Consider the following 22,371-nt stretch of genomic DNA (forward strand, 5'->3'; position numbering starts at 1 on the left):
ATATGAACCTATCCACCCAAGGCGGTCATGAACCCGCCCGCCCCTGGACGATTTATGTCATTCATCATTCTCACACGGATATCGGCTACACCGAGCGCCAAGAGAGGATTGAGCAGTACCATGTTGATTTTATCCGCCAGGCACTAGGCATCGCGGAAGCCGCAAACAGCGGAGATCGCCCGGAATGGAAAACATTCCGCTGGACTTGCGAAACCTTTTGGGCCGTAGAGAAATTTCTCGAAGCAGCAACTCCGGCAGAAAAAGAAGCTTTTCAACAAGCGGTAAAACGCGGCGATATCGAACTGTCCGGAACCTATCTCAATATGACCGAACTCCCGGATTACGACCTCCTACTGCGGAACCACGGCAAGGCGCAAAGGTTCGCGGAGACCTTCGGACATCGGATCGACAGCGCCATGACCGCCGACATTAACGGGTACGGCTGGGGGTACGCGGAAAGCCTGCTGCAAAATAACATCGAGCATCTATTTTCATGCATTCATACGCATCACGGCATGTATCCGTTGGGCCGCAAACAAACTCCGTTCTGGTGGGAAAGCCCGAACGGCGGCAGACTGCTTGTTTGGAACGGCGAGCATTATATGTTCGGCAACGAGCTCGGGTTCTGTCCGGACGCACTGGGTAAATACATCATCAAGGACGAGCTTCAGCATAACCTGATGGAGCCGGAACAACGTCATAACGACATCGCTGCTTTACGGATTAACCGGTATTTATGGAATCTCGAGCAGGAAGCCTACCCGTATTCCTTCGTTCCGGTCATGGTCTCCGGCCTGGGCACGGACAATGCATCCCCGAATGCGGATATCGCGGAGTGGATGACGAAGTGGAATGAACAATACGGCGACCGAATCACCATTAAGCTGGCTACGCTGTCCGAATTTTTTGCGGCCTTGAAACAGGAGGACCTGTCCGAGCTTCCGGTACACCGGGGGGATTGGCCGGACTGGTGGACCGATGGGGTGGCTTCAACAGCGATGCATACCCAGATTTACCGGGATGCCCAGCGTACCCTTCGCAAAGTCAAGCGGCTCGATCCGGTCCATGGTGCGGCAAGCCTCGCCGAGATCGAGGATGCCTCACAGGCGCTGACCATGTACGCGGAGCATACATGGGGCTATCATTCCTCCGTGTATGAGCCATGGCATCCGCAGGTGCAAATGCTGGAGGTACGGAAGCAGGCCTATGCGGCGGAAGCCAGCAAACTTGCTTACCGGGCATTGGACAAAGCGCTCGTGACCCGTCAGGGCGCACTGCTTGCCCCTCATCGTCCCTTGCGCTACGAGGTGATCAACACGGAGCCGGCCGCGGCGACGCTGCAGGTCGCCATCCCGCTGGATGGTTGGGAACATGTGATCTTGAAGAAAAAGTTCGAGCTCATCGACGAAACGACCGGGCAGGCGCTACCGTACCAATTGGCACACACGGGGGCGCTTGTCACGCAGCTCTCACTTGAACCGGATGAGTCCCGGATCTTGTACATCCATCCGCACGAAACACCAGATGCCCTCTCCGAATTCGGGAACATGGTGACCGCGCGCAACACCGAACCGATTGCGTGCGAAGGAATCGCAGACATCCAGACTCAGCCCATAACTCCATATCCAATCGTGGTGGGCAAGCGTTCGATCGAATCCGAATCCTTCCGGATCGAATGGGAGATGAACGAAGGCATTACGGCATGGATCGATAAGACACGCTCGGCAGACCTGCTGGACGATGCACGCGAGCACGCGCCATTCACCCCCGTGTACGAGGTTACGCCGGCTCAGGATGAGCATAATCCGTCCGAGGTGTGCTCTACCCGCCGCCGCATGGGTCGCAATCGGAAGGGCGTCAACGTCCAGCGGGATACCGGACGCTTGACCCGAGTCACCGTGCTGGACAACGGGCCGCTATTTGCCCTGGTGGAGCTGGTCTTTGACGTGAAAGGGCTCAGCTACTATGCCCTCCACATCAAGATGTATGCAAATCAGCCTCGTATCGAGGTGTCCGTCCGCTTCCACAAAGACAGCGTCTGGCTGCCGGAAAATGTTTACGTGGCTTTGCCATTCACCATGGGCACTGAAGCCGAGCTATATGTAGAAAAAGCAGGCTGTCACATCCGCCCGTGGAAGGATCAGATTCCCGGATCCTGCCTGGATTACACCAGCGTCCAAGAGGGGATATTCTGGCACTCGGCTAAAGAACGGGAAGCGCTCATCCTGTCCATGACAGACACGCCGCTCGTACAGCTGGGAACGCTGGAGCACGTGCCCCGGCAGCTCCACATCATGCAGCCTGCGGACAGCCGTCCTTCCACGTATGCCTGGATATTGACCAACTACTGGGAAACCAACTTCAAGGCTACGCTTGGCGGCTTCTACGAGTTCCGCTATGCGGTAGAACGGCATCGCCAGCTGGACCCGGAGCAGGCTGCGAAGACCCTGCACGCTTCAACCGGACAATTCACGGTTCACCGAATCAAATAAGTCGAAATGAAAAACAGCTGCCCTGGTTTCAAGGCAGCTGTTCTCATTATGATAGGCAGGATGGCCCTCAAGCCGCTCCAGCCCTTATTATTATTTTCGAAGCAAGACTACGTCCATGCCCACATGAATCCGTCACGATCCCAAGCGATCCGACCGCCATGCAGTTTGCGGAATGCCTTCTTCACGTCCTTGGACAGTGAGGCATTCCCGTTTTCGTTAACGAAAACAAACTCTTCCCCGAAGTTCTCGCGTACATAGCGGATGGCCTCCGTCTGATACAAATTACCCGTAAACCGGATTTCCTCCACCATCCATTCAGCCACCTGCTGTGCTGTATATGTCATATAAACATCGTCCCCTTCTGTATGCCTCCACTTATTATAACAGAATGGACGATGGAATCGATTTTTATGAAAACGGCAGACTACATCAACATCATGGACAGCCATACAAACTGGACGGAACCTACAATCTCGATGATTCCGACCTTCATCGGTTTCATTGCTTTTCCAGAATACAGGAACGTCTTAATGAACGGAAATACGAATGGCAGACACATCCACGGATTCCCGAAGATGATCGGCAGAACCAACATGACGGCATGATATATTCTTGCGTATATCGTCCAGCGCCTGTTTTTCCGCTCACGGAATACCGATTTGACAAAGAACACGGTGCCCGTGAAATATAGGAAATTATACGCAATGACGGCGGCAAGCATCGGATCGAAACCACCGCCCCCCAGCATATAAGCAGCGGCACCTCCGGTACAGAACAGCAGAATCGCGCAAATATCATTTAACAGCGCACGCTCCGCTTTCTGAAGGACATGCCAAACGTTCACCATGATCAGGATGAGCAGCACAGGTGCAAACCAGAGCATCGACGGCTTGAAGACAAGCACCGGAATCAGAAAAACCACGGCGATAAGGGTATAAATGATCCCCCAGGATATCCAAGTTTTACGTTGGGACGTCTTCTTTAAGGATTGCAGAAACGGATAGGATGCCATGTATAAACCTAACCACGCCAAAAATAGCGGAAGGTGCAGCAGAGCCGGCTTGGCTGCCGCCATTCCTATGATATAGGGTACACTGACCATAGCCCAGCCACCATGCTCCCGCGGGATGACAATCCTCGTCTTTTTCATGCGTTTCTCCCTCTCCAATCCATCAACTCATAGCCATCGTGATTCATATCTTCAGCCATTCGAACAACGGCCAGGCGGATGATAAGTAATATCGCTGAAGGTACCCACATACTGAACGATGTCACCCGATTCGTCCTTTACCGCGTTAATCGTCAGCAGCTCCAAGTACTCTTCTCCGTCTTTCCGGCGGTTCCAAATCTCCCCCTGCCAGCTCCCGTGTTCCCTGATTTCAGACCACATCGCCTGATAAAACGCCGGTGATTGTCTTCCGGACTTCAATACGCTCGGATTTTTGCCGAGTACTTCCTCCTCCGAATATCCGGTTAACTTCGTGAATGCCGGATTGACGGCATTGATCCTACCGTTCGGATCCGTAACCAGAATCCCCTGGCCGGTGGAGTTAAACACCTCCGATTGTACGGTGAGTTTGTCCTGGTAGTACATCCATACCACAATAACGAAACTGGCGAGCGCAACCTGCGATAAGGCCATAAATCCAATGGAGTACTGCCCCGTAGCCGAATGGATGAAGGAAAGCATCAGCGGCGGGAAGAATCCGCCAAGGCCGCCCATCATGGACACAATACCGTTTACAATGCCGGCCTGCTTGTTGAAGTAAAGGGGCACGAGTTTGAAAATAACCCCGTTTCCGAGACCGGCACCAACGGCAATGGTTAAGCATCCGGCCGTATATAAGCCAATGGATGGAGAGAATGCCAACAGGATGGCCGCAGCCGTGAGCCCTATGAATACGCCCATTAATAAGAACAGCGGTTTAAATTTATCCGCAAGCCAGCCGCCTACGGGACGTAATAAAGTGGCTACCAAAATGAACCCTGCCGTCCGCATCCCGGCGTCCACCTTCGCAAGCTCAAAATGGGTCACCAGGAAGTTTGGCAAGTACACTGTAAAGGCCACGAACGAACCGAATGTAATAAAATAAAAAAGCGAGAAAAACCACAATTTTTCATTTTTATACACGCCCTTGATCTGTTCCATTACCGGTGTTTTTACCTTTATTTCTTTGCGATCGCCTAAAAATGCATTTAGCACGGCAAATATGAGCAGCAGAACCAAATACAGCTGGACGGTTTTGGACCATCCGATCTGAGTCGCGATGACCGGTGCAGCAAATGTGGTAATGGCGGTACCGATATTGCCCATCCCGTAAATCCCATTCACGAGTCCCAGCTTCTCTTTCGCATAATATTTAGGCAATGAGGTCACGCCAACCGAGAACACGGCCCCCCCGATCCCCAGGAACAAACCTCCGATCACCAGATGCGTAAAGGAGGAAGCCGAGCTGATAAAATAGACCGGAAACAGCAGCAGGATGAAGCTGGCGATAAAAACAATTCGTGCTCCCACCACATTGGCGTAATAGCCAAGCGGAATCCGGAGAACGGAACCCAGCACCACCGGAATAGCCGTCAGAATCGCGAGCCGGTCGGCCGAAATGGAGATGTCCTCTCGAATAAACGGCAGGAGCGCGGAGATGATGACCCATACCATAAAGCCAAGCACCAGATTCATTGTTTGCAGCGGAAGCTGCAGCTTTTTGATCATTTCCATCACCTTTTCTAAAGCATAATGAATGGCATATTGATCCCCAGCTCCTATTGTACGTGCACCTATTCACAATGCTAATAGGGAAGTTCCCTGAATCTCTCCGGGGAACTTCCCTATTCCTTAAAGCAACGACCCTTAATTGCGCCCACTTGTATATGCAAGGACTAAAAATCCAGCAATTTTTTCTTTAATGCATATTCCACTAACTCCGGACGGCTTTTCAAATTCAGTTTTTCCATGATTTTGGCCTTGTGCGCTTCCACCGTCTTGACCGATACGAATAGTTTTTCTGCGATTTCCTTATTGCCATAACCCTTGGCGATCAGAGGCAGGATCTCAATCTCCCTTTTGGACAGACTGTTAAACGGATCCTGCTCCGCGCTCTCACTATCTTTCTTAATAAACTCCCGAACCAGGGATGTAGCCATCTGGGGATGGATATAGGTCCCTCCCTTATGCACCATGCGGATGGCGGAGATTAATTCATCATCCGGCGCATTTTTGAGTACGTAACCTGAAGCCCCGTTTTTTAAAACATGAAACAGATAATCGTCATCATCATACATGGTTAGAATCAGAATTTTCGTTTCCGGAAATTCACTGCTGATCTTGCCGGTCGCAATCAGCCCGCTTTCGCCGGGAGGCATGCTTAAATCCATCAACAGCACATTCGGCCGGTGCTTCGCCACCATGGTGTAAGCTTCCATGCCGTCTGCCGCCGTCGCGACAACCTCCATATCTTCCTGGTAATTCAGAATCATGGAAAATCCGCTGCGGACCACGGCATGATCATCCGCAATCACAATTTTCATGTACCCATCACCTCCAGCTTGCCGTCACCATTCGTAAGCGGAATGTTAAGCTGAATCGTCGTACCCTCACCGGGAGCGGAAAGCAAAATAAACTGACCACCGACCAGCTCTGCGCGTTCGCGCATCCCGTACAGTCCCAGTCCGGTTCCCTTAGCTTCATCAATGACCCTGTTAAACCCGACTCCACGGTCCCGGACGGTTAACTGAAGGTAGCCATTCACTTCACATAAGCGTACATGCACCTCATCCGTTCCTGAATATTTCATGGCATTCAGCACCGCTTCCTGGCATACCCGGTACACAACCGTTTCAATCTCGCTGCCGTAGCGTGCTGCCGCTAACTCCGCAGAAAAATCAACCAGCACTCCGTAGTTCTTTCCAATCCATTTAAAATGGGAGCGGAAGGCAGCCTCAAGCCCCAAATCATCTAATGAAGCCGGCCTGAGTTCAACGGATAAATGCCGGATATCATCCAGAAGCCTGGTTAAAGATACCTCGGTCTGGTGCAGTTTCTTGAGCACATCCTCGCCCACGTTCATATATTTAACAACACGCAGGTCGACCAGTGAGCTGAGCAGCTCTTGAGCCACGCTATCATGCAGTTCGCGGGATATCCGCTTGCGCTCGTCCTCCTGTGCCTTGATAACGTATTTCAGCATATTCGTCCGCTGCAGCATTTCCTGTGTCTTCTGCTGCTTCGTCAGATCGAGGAGCATCATGACCCGGATGCCGCGAGCTTCATCGATGATATGGTAACTGGCCGCATAGGGAACGATTCCTTCGCCGCGTGTCTTCAGATAGACTTGGAACGATGAAAACTCTCCATCCGGATAATCCAGATAGCAAGTGGAGCAGGTTATGAGATCCTGTTCATCGGTGTAGCCTTTGCAGGTTTGGCAGAAGGAACCATCCGCACCGGACTGCATCCTCTCGATCACTTCAATGTCAAGGATGTTCTCCGCTGCCGGATTCATTGCCACCACGCTGCCCTTTTCGTCAATAAAAAAAATGGCCTCCATGCTATTCTGATACATATTTCTAAGCAGTTCGCTTAAATGCTCATCCGTCATTTGAATCAAGGCTGTGATACCTCCTTGGCATAAAAAGCCCCAAATTCCGTGCCTATTCCTTCCTGAAACGATTCAAAGGACAGTGGATCCAGCACGTTTTCCTTGCGATAGCCCACAAGCAAAACCCCCCTGACGCGAGAGCCTTCCCACAGCGGTAATGCGCCAAGGCTTTTCAACTGCTCGGCAACGATAATCGGATAATTATACAAGTCCTTTGATTCAATATCGGCATTCACGTTTTGAATCAGCATCGGTTTTCCGGTCTTAAACACCATGCCGGCGATGCCTTTGCCGGAATGTAAAACGATACGCTTATACCTCTCGTTTATGTTTCCCGAGGCATACTGCCAGGTCAATACAAATCGGTCTTCAGCCGGCTGCACCAACGCCATGGACACGAAATCGAATTGAAACCGGGCTCGAAGCTTATCCATTTCACTTTGGTAATTAAAGATCGGCTGATTCTTCATTTCCATTACTCCTCTGACGTAGAAAAGAAGGCCAAACAGCCTTCTTCCGCTCTACGATTCAAATTTACGGTGCTTTCTATACAGGATATATCTTCTACCCACATAATTCAACGGAACACTCCACACATGCACCAATCGGGTAAACGGCCATAAGCCGAAAATGCCAAATCCCGCCAGAATGTGAATTTTAAATGATAGCGGCACATTCACCATCAATGAAGCATCCGGACGGAGCATAAACAACCCACGGAACCACACGGAGACCGTTTCCCGATAATTGAATTCCGGCTGCACCGCGTTCGTGACCAGCGTGCTGTACATCCCCATAAATACGATAAACAGCAGGAGGACATTAACCATCATATCGGAAGCGGAGCTGAGTTTTCGGACATTTCGAATGGTGAACCGCCTAGCGGTTAACAATACCATACCTGCCAGCGTTAGAAAGCCAAATGCGCTCCCGATATACACCGCCCCGATATGGTACATATGATCACTGACGCCCAGCGACTCCATCCAGGATTGAGGGATAGCTAGACCTGCGACGTGCCCCCCGATAACCGGAATGATGCCTAGATGAAACATGAGACTGCCGAGCTTGAGATGCTTCTTCTCGATAAACTCGCTGGATTTTGCCGTCCAGTTAAACTGGTCCGTACGGTATCGATAAATATGACCGACAATAAACACGGCAAGGCAGATGTAGGGAAAAATGACCCACAGAAACTGATTAATCATGCTCATGAGCTGCCGCCTCCCGATGGACACACGCTTTGAACGTCTCTCGCAGACCTTGAATGAGATAACGATACGGACTCTTATATTTCTCCAAAGCTTTCAGCAGATGATAGGTACCGTCTTCCATGACAGCCATCATCAAATCCAGGCTCTCCGCCGCTTCCTTTTCACGCCCCTGCCAATTCGCTGCATACAAAAACTCACACATCAGCGGAAGATAATCCGATAATTCCGAGCCCTCGATGCCGAGGCCAAACATCTCATACGTCTCTTTAAGTCTGGCAAGCATCTGACCACGTTCCCTGCCATCCTCAAATTTATAATAGGTCATATACAACGTAGATTTCGCCTGAAAGTCGAAGGTCTGGACGTAGAGCTCTTCAATCTGTTCCATGCTGTATTCATGCATGGTCGTCCAGTACGTTCTGACGGATTCATAGGCCGGGTCTGAGGAGCCAAGCGACTCCTCCATGACCGACGGATGGAAGTCCAGCTTTTCCGGATACGTGAGCTGCTGAGCGAAAAAGCCGAAAACATGTTTATTATCATGCAGCTTTCCGAGATTAATCACGCCAGATCCCCCCGTAGAAGTTTTCTTCGTACAGCTCTTTGCCCGTTTTGCCCTGCAAACCCTCCGGTCCGCAGCCGCCGCAGCTTGCGCTAAAGCCTTCGGAACCCTGTGAACGGTAAACATCCATATGGCTTTCTTTATGCGAAGTCGGAACAACAAATCGGTCATCGTATTTAGCGATAGCAAGCAGCCGGTACATCTGATTCATTTGATAAGCGGTCAAGCCAACCCGTGCTAGCCGTGTCTCATCAAACGCAGTCCCCGACGATTGCGCACGCATGTAAGAACGCATCATGGCCATTTTTTGCAGAGCTTCCTTCACCGTCACCGTATCCCCTGCCGTGAGCAGATTCGCGAGATACTGGATCGGTGTACGCATCTCCTCGATTGCCGGGAAAATCATGTCCGGGTTCTCAATCGAATCCCTGCCTTCAAAATAGTTCATGATCGGACTGAGCGGCGGCACGTACCAAACCATCGGCAGCGTCCGGTACTCCGGATGGAGCGGAAAGGCCAGCTTGTATTCAATGGCCAGTTTATATACGGGCGAGTTTTGGGCAGCTTCGATCCATTCTTCGGTTAATCCGTCCTTGCGCGCCTGCTCGATCACAGCCGGATCATGCGGATCCAGGAACAGATCGCACTGAGCTTGATAGAGATCCTTCTCATCCGGCGTGGAGGCTGCCTCCTGTACCTTGTCGGCATCGTACAGCAGCACGCCCAAGTACCGGATACGTCCTGTACAGGTTTCGGAGCATACCGTAGGCAGCCCGGCTTCAATTCTCGGAAAACAGAAGGTGCATTTCTCCGCCTTGTTCGTTTTCCAGTTAAAATACACCTTTTTGTACGGGCAGCCCGTCATGCAGTACCGCCAGCCGCGGCAGGCTTCCTGGTCCACCAATACGATGCCGTCTTCATCCCGCTTGTACATGGCTCCGGAAGGACAGGACGCTACGCAGCTCGGGTTCAGGCAGTGCTCGCACAGGCGGGGCAAATACATCATGAACGCCTGCTCAAAGTTGAACTTGATTTCTTCCTCGATCTTTTCGATATTCGGATCTTTTGGGCCGGTCACATGGGCTCCCGCCAGATCGTCTTCCCAGTTCGGACCCCATTCCAGATTCATCGTCTCGCCGGTTACCGCCGATTTCGGACGGGCCACTGGCTGATGCTTCTTCTCCCCGGCATTGGTTAGATGCTCATAGTTATAGGTCCACGGCTCATAGTAATCTTTCATTTCCGGCATATCCGGATTGTAAAAGATTTTGCCGAGCGCGATTTTGGACAGCTTGCTGCCGGATTTCAGCTGCAGCTTGCCCTTTTTCAGCGTCCAGCCTCCCTTGTACTTCTCCTGGTCTTCCCAGCGGATCGGATAGCCTACGCCCGGCTTCGTTTCCACGTTGTTAAACCACATGTATTCCGCACCCGGACGGTTCGTCCAGGTGCTCTTGCAGGTGACGCTGCACGTATGGCAGCCGATGCATTTATCCAGATTCATGACCATGGCGACTTGTGCCTTAATCTTCAAGCCAATCCACCTCTTTCATTTTGCGGACAGCCACGTACACATCCCGCTGGTTGCCGATCGGTCCGTAGTAGTTAAATCCATAGCTGAGCTGTGCATAGCCCCCGACCATCTGGGTCGGCTTCACATGTATTCTCGTCGGCGCGTTGTGGCTGCCTCCGCGGTCCTTCGTAATTTCCGAGCCCGGCACGTTGATGTGTTTATCCTGGGCGTGATACATGTACATCGTGCCTTTCGGCATCCGGTGGCTGACGACGGCGCGGGCGGTGACAACGCCATTGCGGTTGTAGACTTCCAGCCAATCGTTGTCCTGAATGTCATTAGCCGCTGCGTCATCGTTGTTAATCCATACCGTCGGGCCTCCGCGGAACAGCGTCAGCATGTGCAGATTATCCTGATAGGTGCTGTGAATGTTCCATTTGCCATGCGGCGTCAGATATCGGAGCACGAGTGTATCCTTCCCCCCGGTAATCTGCTTGTCGCGCGGTCCGAATACCATGGGCGGAAGCGTCGGTTTATACACCGGCAGCGCCTCTCCGAACTGCAGGAAAATTTCGTGGTCGATATAAAAATGCTGTCTGCCGGTCAGCGTACGGAAAGGTACTAGCCGTTCAATATTCGTTGTGAACGGGGAGTATCTTCTTCCCATTTTGTTCGATCCGCTGAATACTGGCGTCGGAATAACCTCCCGCGGCTGGGCCGTAATGCTCTGGAACGTGATGCGCTCTGCGGCGCGGTCCGCGGAAATGTCTTTCAGCTGCACGCCGGTGTCCTGCTCCGCCGATTCCCAGGCTCGCTGTGATACTTTGCCATTCGTGGCCGAAGACAGATTCAAAATGGCGTCCGCCGCATTTCTTGCCGTATGGAGTTTGGGCAGGCCATTTTTGATGGTGTCATCGAAATACGTTCCGTTCAAACGCTTCAGCTCTTCATACTCTTCGGCGACCGAGAAGCTGACGCCGTGCGCTCCGACTTTGCCTGTAGCCAGGTTCGGACCGAGCGTGATATATTTGTCGTGAATTTTCGTATAGTCCCGCTCAACCACCGTCAGATTAGGCATCGTTTTGCCCGGAATCGCTTCGATCTCGCCCTTGCGCCAATCCTTCACTTCACCGTATGGCTGGGCAATCTCGCTAATGGAGTCATGAGAGAGCGGTGTGGTGACCAAATCCTTATAAATTCCCGGCAGATGAGTCTTCGCCATGTCGGAGAAGACTTCGGCAATCGTTCTGTATATATCCCAGTCCGACCGTGATTCCCAGAGGGGATCGACTGCCGGGTTAAACGGATGCACGAAAGGATGCATATCGGTTGAAGACAAGTCCGTTTTCTCATACCAGGTTGCTGCCGGAAGAACGACATCTGCGTACATCGGAGTTGATGTCATCCGGAAGTCCAAGGCAACCAGCAGATCCAGCTTGCCTTCCACGTTATCGCGCCAGACCATTTCCTCCGGCTTATCCTCTTCATTCGGCGTCGAGAGCAGGCTGTCGGAAGCGCCCAATAAATGCTTCATGAAATATTCCTGACCCTTGGCAGAGCTCGAGATCAGGTTCGAACGCCAAACGAACAGCGATCTCGGGAAGTTTTCAGGCGCATCGGGATCTTCGGCCGCAAACTTCGTATCCCCGGAAACCACTTGTTCAAGCGTATGCTTCACAATTTCCTCATGGGTGGTTTTCCCCAGCTGAGCTGCTTCCTCCGCAAACTTCAAGCTGTTTTTGTTAAACTGCGGATAAGATGGGAGCCATCCCAGTCTCGCGGCGAGCACGTTGTAATCCGCCGGATGCTGGTAACGGATCTCCCCGCCCGTTGGCGATTTCAGGGAATCGGCACCCATCTCTTCGTACTTCCATTGGTCGGTCGCAAAATAAAAGAACGAAGTGGCGTTTTGCTGACGCGGCGGTCCCTGCCAGTCTTTGGCGAAGGCGACCGTGGACCAGCCCTCGATCGGGCGGCATTTCTCCTGGCCGACGTAATGCGCCCAGCCGCCGCCGTTTACGCCTTGGGAAGCCGTTAGAATGACCAGATTCAAAATGGAGCGGTAGATCGTGTCGCTGTTGAACCAGTGATTAATACCCGCGCCCATGATGATCATGGAGCGGCCGCCGGTATCCAGCGAATTCTGCGCAAATTCCCGGGCGATCTGGACTACGACGGAGGGCTTCACACCGGTGATCTTCTCCTGCCAGGCCGGGGTATAGAAGGAGTCCGCATCCTTATATCCGTCTGCACCCAGCCCGCTGTCTGCCTGTCCAATGCCATATTGGCTCAGCATCAGATCGTACACCGTTACCACCAGACGCTCCGTTCCGTCCGCCAACTGAATGGTCTTCGCCGGAATTTGGCGTTTGAAGGTGCCGTTGGCGTTGTTGTCGAAGAACGGGAAGGAAATGACCTGCCGCTCCCCACCCTGAGGCTCCACGGATAGCGCCGGCGCAATGACCGAGCCGTCCTCGCGCTCCAGGATCAGGTTCCATTTCTTGTCCTGCTCCCAGCGCTGTCCCATCGTGCCGTTCGGAACCGTGATTTCGTTGGTGTTCTCGTCGATAATCACCGGCTTCCACTCGGCATGCTGCGTGGTATCTCCCAGATCGCTTGCCCGGAGGAAACGTCCTGCCTTGTATCCCCCCTCAAACTCATCCAATAGAATCAGGAAAGGCATATCCGTATATTGTTTCGCATAATTCAGGAACATCGGTTCCTGACGATCATGATAGAATTCTTTTAAGATGACATGCGTCATGGCCTGTGCAATGGCCGCATCGGTTCCGGGATTCGGAGCCAGCCAGTTGTCGGCGAACTTAACGTTCTCGGCATAGTCCGGCGCGACCGACACAACCTTCGTGCCTTTGTACCGCACCTCCGTCATGAAGTGGGCGTCCGGCGTCCGCGTTAACGGCACGTTCGAGCCCCACATGATAAGGTAACCGGCATTGTACCAATCGCTGGACTCCGGCACGTCGGTCTGCTCTCCCCAGATTTGTGGAGATGCCGGCGGCAAGTCCGCATACCAGTCATAGAAGCTGAGCATTTCTCCCCCAAGCAGGGAAATAAATCTGGCCCCTGAAGCATAACTGATCATCGACATGGCCGGAATGGGCGTAAACCCGGCAATGCGGTCCGGGCCGTATTTACGGATCGTATAGATTAACTGGGCAGCGATCAGCTTCGTGGCCTCCTGCCAGGACACACGGACATGACCGCCTTTCCCGCGTGCTTGTTTATAGGACTTGGATTTCTCCGGATCTTCGACGATGCTGGCCCAAGCGGCGATCGGATCGCTGTGTTGGCTTAAGGCTTCTTGCCACATATGCCATAGCCGGCCGCGCATATAAGGGTATTTCACCCGCAGCGGACTGTATTCATACCAGGAAAATGAAGCTCCGCGCGGACAGCCGCGCGGTTCGAATTCCGGCATATCCGGCCCGCAGGAGGGATAATCAATCTGCTGGTTTTCCCAAGTGATGATCCCGTTCTTTACAAAGACCTTCCAGCTGCAGGAGCCTGTGCAATTCACGCCATGCGTCGTCCGTACCACTTTGTCATGCGACCAGCGCTTGCGGTACATATCTTCCCATTCCCTGCTTTTCTCCTCCAGAACGGACCAATTGTCAGAATAGCTTTCCATCCTCTTGAAGAACTTCAGCCCCGACTTTCGTTTCATAGGACAGTTCAACTCCTTCTGCTTGAAAGACAATGATTGGGGAATCAATGTGCCGTCCTTCGTATAGCTTTATTATGGGTGCCTTCTTCATCGGTTCCTATTAGGGAAACACCTATATTCCTGCGAGAATTCCCTTGATTAAGGCAGGCGCGATTCATGCACGGTTCTCTTTGAAACGAAAAAAAGATGCCCCCGGAAGACCTGATGGTCTTCTGGGACATCTTGGGGTTCTAACGGGATATGATCATTCCCCGATCTTCACCGGGACCCCCGTTTCGGCCGACTGCAAAGCAGCAAAGGTAACTTCCATGGTTTTGACGGCATCCTCATAGGTCGATAAGATTCCGGAAGCATCGCCTGTGCGCAGCGCATGGATGAAAGCTTCATTCTCTCGAAGATAAGGATTAGCTGCATTGCGGATTTCCGTCATTCTTCCTTTTTCCTTAACGATGAGTTTATCGGATTGAATGCCGATGACCCCCTGCTCCGTATAAATATCCAAGCCGGCCCGATCCGACTCCGGCAGCATGCAGGTATTGGAGATCGTTGCCACGGCGCCGGATTTTAATTTCAGCGTCGCGGTACCTACGTCGTGCACCGTTACCCCCTCATGAATATCCTTCATTGCTCGATGGGCATAAGCCGCATACACTTCATCCGCTTCACCCAGCAGGCAGCGAAGCAGGTCAACTATATGGGTGGTTTGCTCGATGAATTGCCCTCCCGAGCCTTCCTGCTGTCTCCACCAGTACACTTGCGGCATGTCTCCCATCCAGTAGCCAAGCGCCATCCCGATCTCCCGGCTTTCCAGCAGCTCGGCAGCCTTGATGGCTGCATCCGTATAACGGAAATGGTACCCGGCAGACGTAATCAAACCGGCCTTCTTCACCTCATGCAGAATCTGCCTTGGCGTATCCAGGTTCGTGCCCAGCGGCTTTTCGACCAAAAAAGGAATGCCCCGCTCCACGATCTGGGCTTCGATCTCTCCGTGCGCAAACGGCGGGACGCAGATATAAACCGCATCCGGCTTCGTTGCATCCAGCATCTGTTCAACGTTGCTGTACGCCTTGGCCCCGGCATAGCCCCGCACCGCTTGTTCCGCTTTCTCCTGACTCGTCCCAACGAAGGCGGCAACGTTAACTCCATCCATGTTGGACAAAATATCTGCATGTACTTTGCTAAACCAGCCTGTGCCTATGATTCCAATTCGCAATGCCATGTAATCCTAAGACCTCCCCTTTGATTAGAGACACTATGGTTTTCTTCTCAGCCATTGATATACAAATCCTGCAGCGAACACAACCAGCATCAGGACATAAGCGATGATGACGATCTCCGTGGAGCTGATGTCTCCAGAATACATCAAATGAACCTGGGTTCCAATGATAATCATGAATAATACATAATATTGGGACAGACCGGCGAGCATCATGTTCCTGGAGGCCTCGTCCACAAGTACGAACTGCCAAATGTAGAGCAGGAAGGATGGCAGCCAGACCAGGTTACCCAGCAGGAAGCTGTACATCTTACTCCTCGGAAGCAGGGCGAACTGCCGCCCGGCCCAGAACCAGAACAGCATGAATCCTATATTGACCGTCCAGAGCAAAAAACCGGAAAAGGGCAGCATAACCATTAATGAATTAAACAACCAGCCTCCGATTAATGGCGCCAGCACAATCAAGCCGTATTTGTTTTTCCTCAAAAAAAGCTCCAAAACCTCACTCCTTACTGAATGATTCTTTTCCTATTATAAGAGATGTCAGCGGGTGATTGCTGAAAATCGTGCCTTTCAGCGATTGAAAAAACGAAGAGGCGGTCGCATCCGGCCGCCCTTCTGTCTGTATTACTTGTTCCACGCTATTTCAGAGTCAATGTTTTCTCCCAGGTTAACTCATGTCCCTGCTCATCGATGAAACGGAACAAGACCTGGCCCTCCTCACCCTTCATCCCGTCAGGATAGATAAACCCGGAAAATTGTCCGTTTCCGCTGATATAAAATCCGTCTTCCCCGGTTTGCCCGTGTTCAATCGCTTCTTGAACCGTGCTCTTGATCTCGGTTTTGTCCGATTTCCACTCCATTTCACTCAAGGAGTAACCCTCCGGAAGTTTGGTCACGCCAAAGTCGAAGCTGTTTCCCGTAATCGGCTTGGGGGTTTGATCGATCACAATAAGGATCTGCTGATCCCCTTCCGCCGGTGGATCCTGGATTTCGTTTTGTTTTTCCTGATCAGGATCTTTGGTTGCTTCCGAGTCTCCTTGGTTCGATTCGGGATCGGCTGAAGCATCGGTCCCGTCTTGAGCGGACGGCGATTCAGGATCAACCTCGCCGCCTTGATCCGTTTCAATCGGCGAACCCGTCTGGGTCGCCGGAGACTCTGTGTCCGGCTTTGCGCCGCACGCGCTGGTCAGAAGCAGCACGAGCAGTGCCGACATAAGATAGATGGTTTTTTTGTTATTCATGAGCATGAATGTCCCCTCCGCTTTCGTTTAAAGTAAAATAAAATGCTACACCGCGTTCTGTATTCATCACGCCGTAGTCGCTTTCATGAAGCACCAGAATATGTTTGACAATCGCGAGTCCAAGGCCCGTACCTCCGGATTTGCGATCCCGGGAACGCTCGGCTCGGTAGAATTGGTCCCAGATCCGCCCCATTTCCGCTTTCGAAATGGGCTTGCCGGCATTTTCAATGATCGTGGTGACCTTCCCTGGAGACATCCGCAGTAACCTTATGGTAACGACGCTGTTCTCCTCGGCATGCCGGATGGCATTGCTCAATAAATTGAGAATAACCTGTTCAATCCGTCTCGAATCCGCCTGAACGATGGCCTCTTCATCTTGACCTTGGTGGATGCTAAGCTGGAGACGTTTGTCCTCCAACTGCCGGGTAAACGAATCCGCCGCCTGTTGGATAAGATCAGTGAGCGAAAAACTTCGGGGCTGGAGCCTTATAGCCTTCACTTCGAATTTGGAAAGCTCCAGCATATCCATAATCAGCGCATTCATTCGATCCGTTTCATTGACGATGAAGGCAAGGTACCGTTCTCTTTTATCGTCCGCCACGCCATCCTGCAGCCCTTCCGCAAATCCTTTGACAATCCCCAGCGGGGTCTTTAATTCGTGGGAAATGTTCGCGATCAGCTCTTTGCGGAGCTGTTCGGATCTCAATTTCTCCTCCACGTCTTCCTGCAGCCTGGCATTCGCCCGGGTAAGCTCCTTCAGGGCTGCATCCAGATTCTGCGATAACGTGATCATGCTGCGTGACAGCTCCCCGAACTCATCCTTGGAACGGATTTCCGCCTGCGCGGAAAAGTCCAGCTTTGCCAAACGCGCCGCCGACCGGTTTAACTGCACCAACGGCCTAGAGACCATGCGGGAATAGATCAGGGACAGGACCATGACAAGCACCACAATCATCGGCGCGATATAGATAAAATACTGCTTGAGCGTACCGACGGCTTCCCCGACTGGCTGCATCGAGGTCATGACAAACAAATAACGATCCTCTTGGCCCTCTTCCGCAAGCGAGCGAACCAGAACCACGTAATCGCCCCCGCTCCACTTGTCGGTCCATGACATCCGAACCGGTGACCCCTTTTGCAGGAGCTTCAGATCCTGTTCCGGCTGCTGCGTCCATTCCAGAAGGGCATCGTCAATGAGCGCATCCTGATATAACGGGTTATACGACCGCTTCTCCGGCAGCATCATGTCCGTAACCTTCCCTCTGATCCGCACCAATCCCTCATCCGCCTCCGAATCGGTTGGCTGAAAGACTACAGGCTGCATAACCGTGTCTATCTCGTCCATAAAGATGCCATCAACCACCAGCGTATCGCCGGTCTTGATCCCCTGCGGGATGTCTTCCAGAGCCATTCCTTCCATTGGAAGAAGAATCGTGATGTTCTTGCCGTCCTCTGCTTGCAGCTCCAGCACGTAGGGATTGATATGCAAGCGAGCAAACCGTTCGTTCAGCATCGCGATGCTGGCATCATTCTCATTCATGAAATGACCGAGCAGCCTTGCCGTCTGTCGTTCTCCCGCCTCCAGCTCTTTAAGCTGCAGCGCGAATTGTTTCATATTCCGCTCTAATGCATGGATTTTGGACGTACGGTAGAACCGCTCGAAGAACAGTCCTTCCGCTACCATCACCAGTGAAAAGACGATCAATATCATCACAGACGTCACCATGAACAGTTTGAAAACGACGCTTCTTCTCATGATTCCGTCTCGAATTTGTAGCCTGAACGGATAACCGTGCATATATGGCGGCCTTCATCCCCGAGCTTGGCTCTCAGCTTTTTGATATGCGTATCGACGGTGCGAAGGTCGCCCAAATAATCGTAACCCCAGACCGCATCCAGAATATAATCACGGGACAGGACTTTCCCGTAATGCTTGATCAGAAAGAGAAGCAGGTCATACTCCTTCGGGGACAGATTAACTTTATTGCCCGCAACCGAGACGGTATGCGCCGTTCGGTTTACGTATAAATCGCCGTAGACCAGACGATCCCCCTCACGTCCAACCGTGCCTTCCTTTCTCTTCATTAATGCAGCGGCACGGGCTACCAGTACTCTCGGGCTTAACGGCTTTGTCACGTATTCATCGGCCCCCAGCTCGAACCCCATGATGTGATCATCGTCCTCGGCTCTTGCCGTAATCATGATGATCGGCACGTCCGACTTCTCGCGAATGCGCCGGCATACCGACCACCCATCCATTTCCGGCATCATGATATCCAGTACCATCAGATCGATGGAGATCTGCTCGAAAATTTCAAGCGCAATCCTTCCATTCTCCGCTTCATGCACTTCCCATTGTTCCTTTTTGAAATAGTCCGTTATGAACTCCCGCATCAGCAGGTCATCCTCGACCAACAATAGACTCCGTTTCATTGCATAACACTCCGCATCTGTCATAAGCTGAAGTTTCCATATACCCTCATGTTAACACAATGAACTGCGAATCACGTTCATCCTGTATGACCGACAGCATCCATAATTCGCCATACCGTGCATCTGTCCTCCACACCTTTCGTCTCTAAGTTCAAGACCTAGTATAGAGAAGTGCTGTGTACATCGTGTGTACTCGGTTTGAACTTCAGCAGCTCCTATCACGAGATGATCGTCGGACACCCCCGAGTCCTTTATCTGAATAGCAAAAGGCCGCTCCCCGGTCATCGTTCCAGGAAACGGCCTTTACAGTTATCTAAAAATCATCCATATCAAAATAAACGCAATTAACGAAACAAGATAAATGATGAGCAGCTTCGTGAGATTGGTTTTGGTTTTCCGCTCATAGTTCGGGTTTGCCTTCTTATTCTCCTGAGATAATCCTACAACAAGCGTGGAAACTCCTCCAATTAAAGCCAGCGCGATGACGATAATATACATAACCAACCACAAACAACCCCATTCGATTATTCATTATATACAATCTATTATAGAACCTGAGGCATCAGGATCAACAGTAATCATCATTCTTTTATCATTTCTGCCTCATTATAATGAACAATCGGCTAATGCACACCATCCAATTTCGCCACAGTTTGACCATCCAATTGGATGGTTCGTCACCCTCCATTACAGCCTTCCTCCATCGCATGCCACCCATTGATGCAACCGCTCCAGTGCCTCTTCGGCTTCAGGCATCGGAAACAGAGGCCACACATGCATCATATTCTCGTACTCCCAATACTCGGTATCAACGCCTTCTCGGACCAGTTTATCGCGCAAAAGACGAGCGTCCGGGAGCAGGGAATCATCGGTTCCGATGAGAATGACCGTGCGGGGAAGGCTTCCCATCTCGTCAAACAAAGGACTGACCGCCGGATCGTCCAGCGAAAGGCTTCCAGCGTACATCCTTCCGACTTCACCGAGCCCGACCGGCTGGAGAAAGACGTCGCGCTGCGGTATACCGAGCGCGGCAATCTGCGGATTGACCGTGGCTGCATCCACCCATGGGGAGAGCAGGATTAACCCCTTGGGTGCATGCGGAGTTCCCTTCACCGACTGGGCCATATCGAGAGCCAGCGCGCCACCCGCCGAATCGCCCATTAGAAATACTGGACTCCTCACCTGGGTGCAGATGTACTTGTAAAATTCGCGCATCAGCCCCGTCAGCTTCTTCGCATCCATAGCTGGGACGGTGGGATAATTGGGTAGAATGACGCTGAATCCGGTTCGCTTCGTCCACTGTTTGGCATAAGTGAAATGGGGCGGCAAAATCTCTTCGATATAAGCTCCGCCGTGCAAATAAACAACGGTTCCCTGTTCCTTCGCGCCATGCGATACATAATAATTCATGCTTACCCCCGATTCGCTTTGGAAACAGCGGGTTTCAAATCCTTCCTGTTTCTCTGATAACGCAGGATATGGAGGCAATGTTTCGATATATTGCCGAATCGTTCCGGCATTTTCCCATTTATGATGAAATCCCTCTGCGGTTAGCAGTTCTTTGATAGCAACACTTTCTTTGCTCGGCATATGGCTTCATCCCCTTTGCTGGACGTGATCAATATATGGCAGGTAAGTGTGTGACCACCCTCAATATATCACCACACGCGGCATGGCCGCTGTGGCAATTGATACAGAGCGGGCTGCATATAAAAAGAGACCTCACCGATCACGAAAGGATGGGTGAGGTCTCTTTGCCGTTATGTCTGTTGGTTAATCTCAAGAATTTAGGTTAACTCTTTCCTACTCTTCAATCGGCGGGTCAACATGAATATCGCTGTCCGGCTGCGTGCTCACCCAACGCGTGAAGGTCACGATCAGACCGGAGCGGGTCGGCGAACAGACAAAAGGCCCTGCTTGACTTTCTGTTCGGGCGGGGAAAGGTGCCACGCGAACGGTTCGCCAAGGATGCTTCTCGGTTCTCGCCCTGATGATGACGGCATCATTCAGCCTTGAGGCACGGATCGTGACACGCTCACCAACCCACTCCGGCACGGGCGCGAGTGACCAATCCGAATATTCATGGGTGACGACCGTTGCCAGCTGCGGGATTCCGTCATTGATTTCGATCCCGGCTTTGATCCACTGTCCCGGAGCGTTCATTAGCATCAACCCGGCCTGATCATAAAGTTCCGTAAAGGCATCCAATTCAAATGTGACCTCCATGGCTGCATCCTGATCCCACGCCGCAAGCAGTGAATGGCCGCTGTCGCGTTGGAACCCATACAGGGTTTTCTCCCAATAATCACTGCCTTCTCTGGACTCAACCTTCAGATTCAACTCTTCCTCTGTCACCGATACCGGTGCGGTTGTCCATTGGCCTGAATGCCAAGCAATTCTCCCTTTCGTCATCGATCACGACTCCTTATTTCATCTAATAGGGATGTTCGAAGCTAAGCTGCTCAAAGGACTCTGAGCTGGCAAAACAATAGAACTTCTATGTAAAAGCCCCGTATTCTACTGGGCTGAATCTCTTAGTAACTGATCCGCGCTGTGCTGGAGAAGAAGACAAAAGGACCGGTTATGTCCGATAAAAAACGACGATACGTCATAGCGGTGACGGGCAGGCTCATAGGTAATCAGCGCTCGATGCCTCATATTTCCCATCAGTATGTTAGCGAACTGCTCCGCAGGACCGCTCGAGAAAAAAGTGAGGTAGGCGTACAGAGAATGATCAACAGGTTCATCAAGAGGACTCACGCCCGCGCAGGAAAACTCGGTGTCCAATCCCGCCTGCTGCAGCCGGATCAATATCGGATATAACTGCTCATCCACAGGGGTGTTGCCGAATAACCGTGTCCGTTTGGGCTGTTTGCATATTTTAGGTCTGTTGATCCACTCGTTTAGCTCCTGTCTTCTCCGCCTCCACTGTTCCGGGGTATGTGTGCTCAGGAGCAGCTCTCCGCTGGAATCATGTCGTTCCTCGTTCATCCCATCCATCCCCTCATAGACATAGCTGCATTCTGCTACTTTTAGTGTAATCCCAATTCGTTCGAAGTCAAATAAGCCGGATGATAGGTCCGGCTTATGATTTGTATTCGTTTAACGAGTTTCCCGATGAAGCGTCACCCGCTTCAAGCGCGGACAATATTTGCGCAATTCCATTCGCTCCGGGTGATTTCTTTTATTTTTGGTCGTTGTATAGTTACGGTCGCCGGTTTCCGTGCATGCCAATGTTACCGTCACTCGCATATTCAGCACCTCCTATTCTCGCATTTATTGTATAATCGTAATAATTACGATTAACTCAAACCATACTTTATTCCTATTTTTACGTTTTGTCAAGAAACCGAAAACGACATACAGCCACATCCGGTAAGGGTGGATAAGTTGCCCCATCCAATCTACAATCAG

21 protein-coding genes are annotated in these 22,371 nt (G+C 51.7%); 1 reads left to right on the forward strand and 20 read right to left on the reverse strand.

Annotation, left to right across the window (positions count from 1 at the left end; all coding sequences use genetic code 11):
* The first annotated feature begins 2 nt into the window (after nt 1-2).
* Nucleotides 3-2,492 (forward strand): glycoside hydrolase family 38 N-terminal domain-containing protein, encoded by a 2,490-nt coding sequence (locus ACETK5_RS17930; protein ID WP_394057019.1) that lies wholly within the window; start codon nt 3-5, stop codon nt 2,490-2,492.
* A 107-nt stretch (nt 2,493-2,599) separates the two neighbouring features.
* On the opposite strand, the gene ACETK5_RS17935 is transcribed toward ACETK5_RS17930, so the two are convergent.
* The 20 genes from ACETK5_RS17935 to rpmG all read right to left on the reverse strand — a co-directional run bounded on the left by ACETK5_RS17935 (nt 2,600) and on the right by rpmG (nt 22,209).
* Nucleotides 2,600-2,836, reverse strand: coding sequence for a DUF6953 family protein (locus ACETK5_RS17935; RefSeq protein ID WP_041621962.1), 237 nt, complete (start codon nt 2,834-2,836; stop codon nt 2,600-2,602).
* Nucleotides 2,837-2,916: 80 nt separating this feature from the next.
* Complete coding sequence (locus tag ACETK5_RS17940; protein ID WP_394057021.1) at nt 2,917-3,642, reverse strand: YwiC-like family protein; 726 nt, start codon at nt 3,640-3,642, stop codon at nt 2,917-2,919.
* A 51-nt stretch (nt 3,643-3,693) separates the two neighbouring features.
* Entirely contained in the window at nt 3,694-5,208 is a 1,515-nt protein-coding gene (locus ACETK5_RS17945) for a nitrate/nitrite transporter (RefSeq protein WP_326117799.1), read from the reverse strand.
* 167 nt (nt 5,209-5,375) lie between these two features.
* On the reverse strand, nt 5,376-6,023 hold the full coding sequence (locus tag ACETK5_RS17950; protein WP_071223733.1) for a response regulator transcription factor: 648 nt from the start codon (nt 6,021-6,023) through the stop codon (nt 5,376-5,378).
* Nucleotides 6,020-7,102, reverse strand: a complete 1,083-nt coding sequence (locus ACETK5_RS17955) for a sensor histidine kinase (RefSeq protein WP_326117797.1) — start codon at nt 7,100-7,102, stop codon at nt 6,020-6,022. The genes ACETK5_RS17950 and ACETK5_RS17955 overlap by 4 nt, the downstream gene beginning before the upstream one ends.
* Nucleotides 7,099-7,563, reverse strand: a complete 465-nt coding sequence (locus ACETK5_RS17960; protein ID WP_100536132.1) for a GAF domain-containing protein — start codon at nt 7,561-7,563, stop codon at nt 7,099-7,101. The genes ACETK5_RS17955 and ACETK5_RS17960 overlap by 4 nt, the downstream gene beginning before the upstream one ends.
* A gap of 51 nt (nt 7,564-7,614) precedes the next feature.
* The gene (gene narI / locus ACETK5_RS17965) at nt 7,615-8,307 is read right to left on the reverse strand and encodes a respiratory nitrate reductase subunit gamma (RefSeq protein ID WP_100536131.1); all 693 of its coding nucleotides are present in this window, start codon (nt 8,305-8,307) and stop codon (nt 7,615-7,617) included.
* Nucleotides 8,294-8,872 carry a nitrate reductase molybdenum cofactor assembly chaperone gene (narJ, locus tag ACETK5_RS17970; protein ID WP_100536130.1) on the reverse strand — a complete coding sequence of 193 codons (579 nt, stop codon included), beginning with the start codon at nt 8,870-8,872 and terminating at the stop codon, nt 8,294-8,296. The genes narI and narJ overlap by 14 nt, the downstream gene beginning before the upstream one ends.
* A complete protein-coding gene (gene narH, locus ACETK5_RS17975) occupies nt 8,865-10,400 on the reverse strand; it encodes a nitrate reductase subunit beta (protein WP_100536129.1) in 1,536 nt (511 codons plus the stop codon). The genes narJ and narH overlap by 8 nt, the downstream gene beginning before the upstream one ends.
* Nucleotides 10,390-14,064: a nitrate reductase subunit alpha gene (locus ACETK5_RS17980; RefSeq protein WP_394057025.1), complete on the reverse strand. Its 3,675-nt coding sequence runs from the start codon at nt 14,062-14,064 to the stop codon at nt 10,390-10,392. Before ACETK5_RS17980 ends, narH begins: the two co-directional genes overlap by 11 nt.
* A gap of 244 nt (nt 14,065-14,308) precedes the next feature.
* Nucleotides 14,309-15,283 (reverse strand): Gfo/Idh/MocA family protein, encoded by a 975-nt coding sequence (locus ACETK5_RS17985; protein WP_394057027.1) that lies wholly within the window; start codon nt 15,281-15,283, stop codon nt 14,309-14,311.
* Between the two features lie 33 nt (nt 15,284-15,316).
* On the reverse strand, nt 15,317-15,778 hold the full coding sequence (locus tag ACETK5_RS17990) for a hypothetical protein (RefSeq protein WP_394057029.1): 462 nt from the start codon (nt 15,776-15,778) through the stop codon (nt 15,317-15,319).
* Between the two features lie 143 nt (nt 15,779-15,921).
* Nucleotides 15,922-16,524 carry a hypothetical protein gene (locus tag ACETK5_RS17995; protein ID WP_100539303.1) on the reverse strand — a complete coding sequence of 201 codons (603 nt, stop codon included), beginning with the start codon at nt 16,522-16,524 and terminating at the stop codon, nt 15,922-15,924.
* Entirely contained in the window at nt 16,517-18,250 is a 1,734-nt protein-coding gene (locus ACETK5_RS18000) for a sensor histidine kinase (protein ID WP_394057031.1), read from the reverse strand. The genes ACETK5_RS17995 and ACETK5_RS18000 overlap by 8 nt, the downstream gene beginning before the upstream one ends.
* A 26-nt stretch (nt 18,251-18,276) precedes the next feature.
* Nucleotides 18,277-18,957 (reverse strand): response regulator transcription factor, encoded by a 681-nt coding sequence (locus ACETK5_RS18005; RefSeq protein WP_326112339.1) that lies wholly within the window; start codon nt 18,955-18,957, stop codon nt 18,277-18,279.
* A gap of 309 nt (nt 18,958-19,266) precedes the next feature.
* On the reverse strand, nt 19,267-19,455 hold the full coding sequence (locus ACETK5_RS18010) for a hypothetical protein (protein WP_100539301.1): 189 nt from the start codon (nt 19,453-19,455) through the stop codon (nt 19,267-19,269).
* A gap of 189 nt (nt 19,456-19,644) precedes the next feature.
* Nucleotides 19,645-20,547, reverse strand: a complete 903-nt coding sequence (locus tag ACETK5_RS18015; RefSeq protein ID WP_394057033.1) for an alpha/beta hydrolase fold domain-containing protein — start codon at nt 20,545-20,547, stop codon at nt 19,645-19,647.
* Between the two features lie 213 nt (nt 20,548-20,760).
* Entirely contained in the window at nt 20,761-21,369 is a 609-nt protein-coding gene (locus ACETK5_RS18020; protein WP_394057034.1) for a DUF1349 domain-containing protein, read from the reverse strand.
* Between the two features lie 105 nt (nt 21,370-21,474).
* Nucleotides 21,475-21,948 (reverse strand): hypothetical protein, encoded by a 474-nt coding sequence (locus ACETK5_RS18025; protein ID WP_100536122.1) that lies wholly within the window; start codon nt 21,946-21,948, stop codon nt 21,475-21,477.
* A gap of 111 nt (nt 21,949-22,059) precedes the next feature.
* Nucleotides 22,060-22,209, reverse strand: coding sequence for a 50S ribosomal protein L33 (gene rpmG / locus ACETK5_RS18030; protein WP_098742858.1), 150 nt, complete (start codon nt 22,207-22,209; stop codon nt 22,060-22,062).
* Nucleotides 22,210-22,371: the final 162 nt, after the last annotated feature.

This window comes from Paenibacillus ilasis (genome assembly GCF_043195395.1).
GTDB classification, from domain to species: domain Bacteria; phylum Bacillota; class Bacilli; order Paenibacillales; family Paenibacillaceae; genus Paenibacillus_AQ; species Paenibacillus_AQ lautus.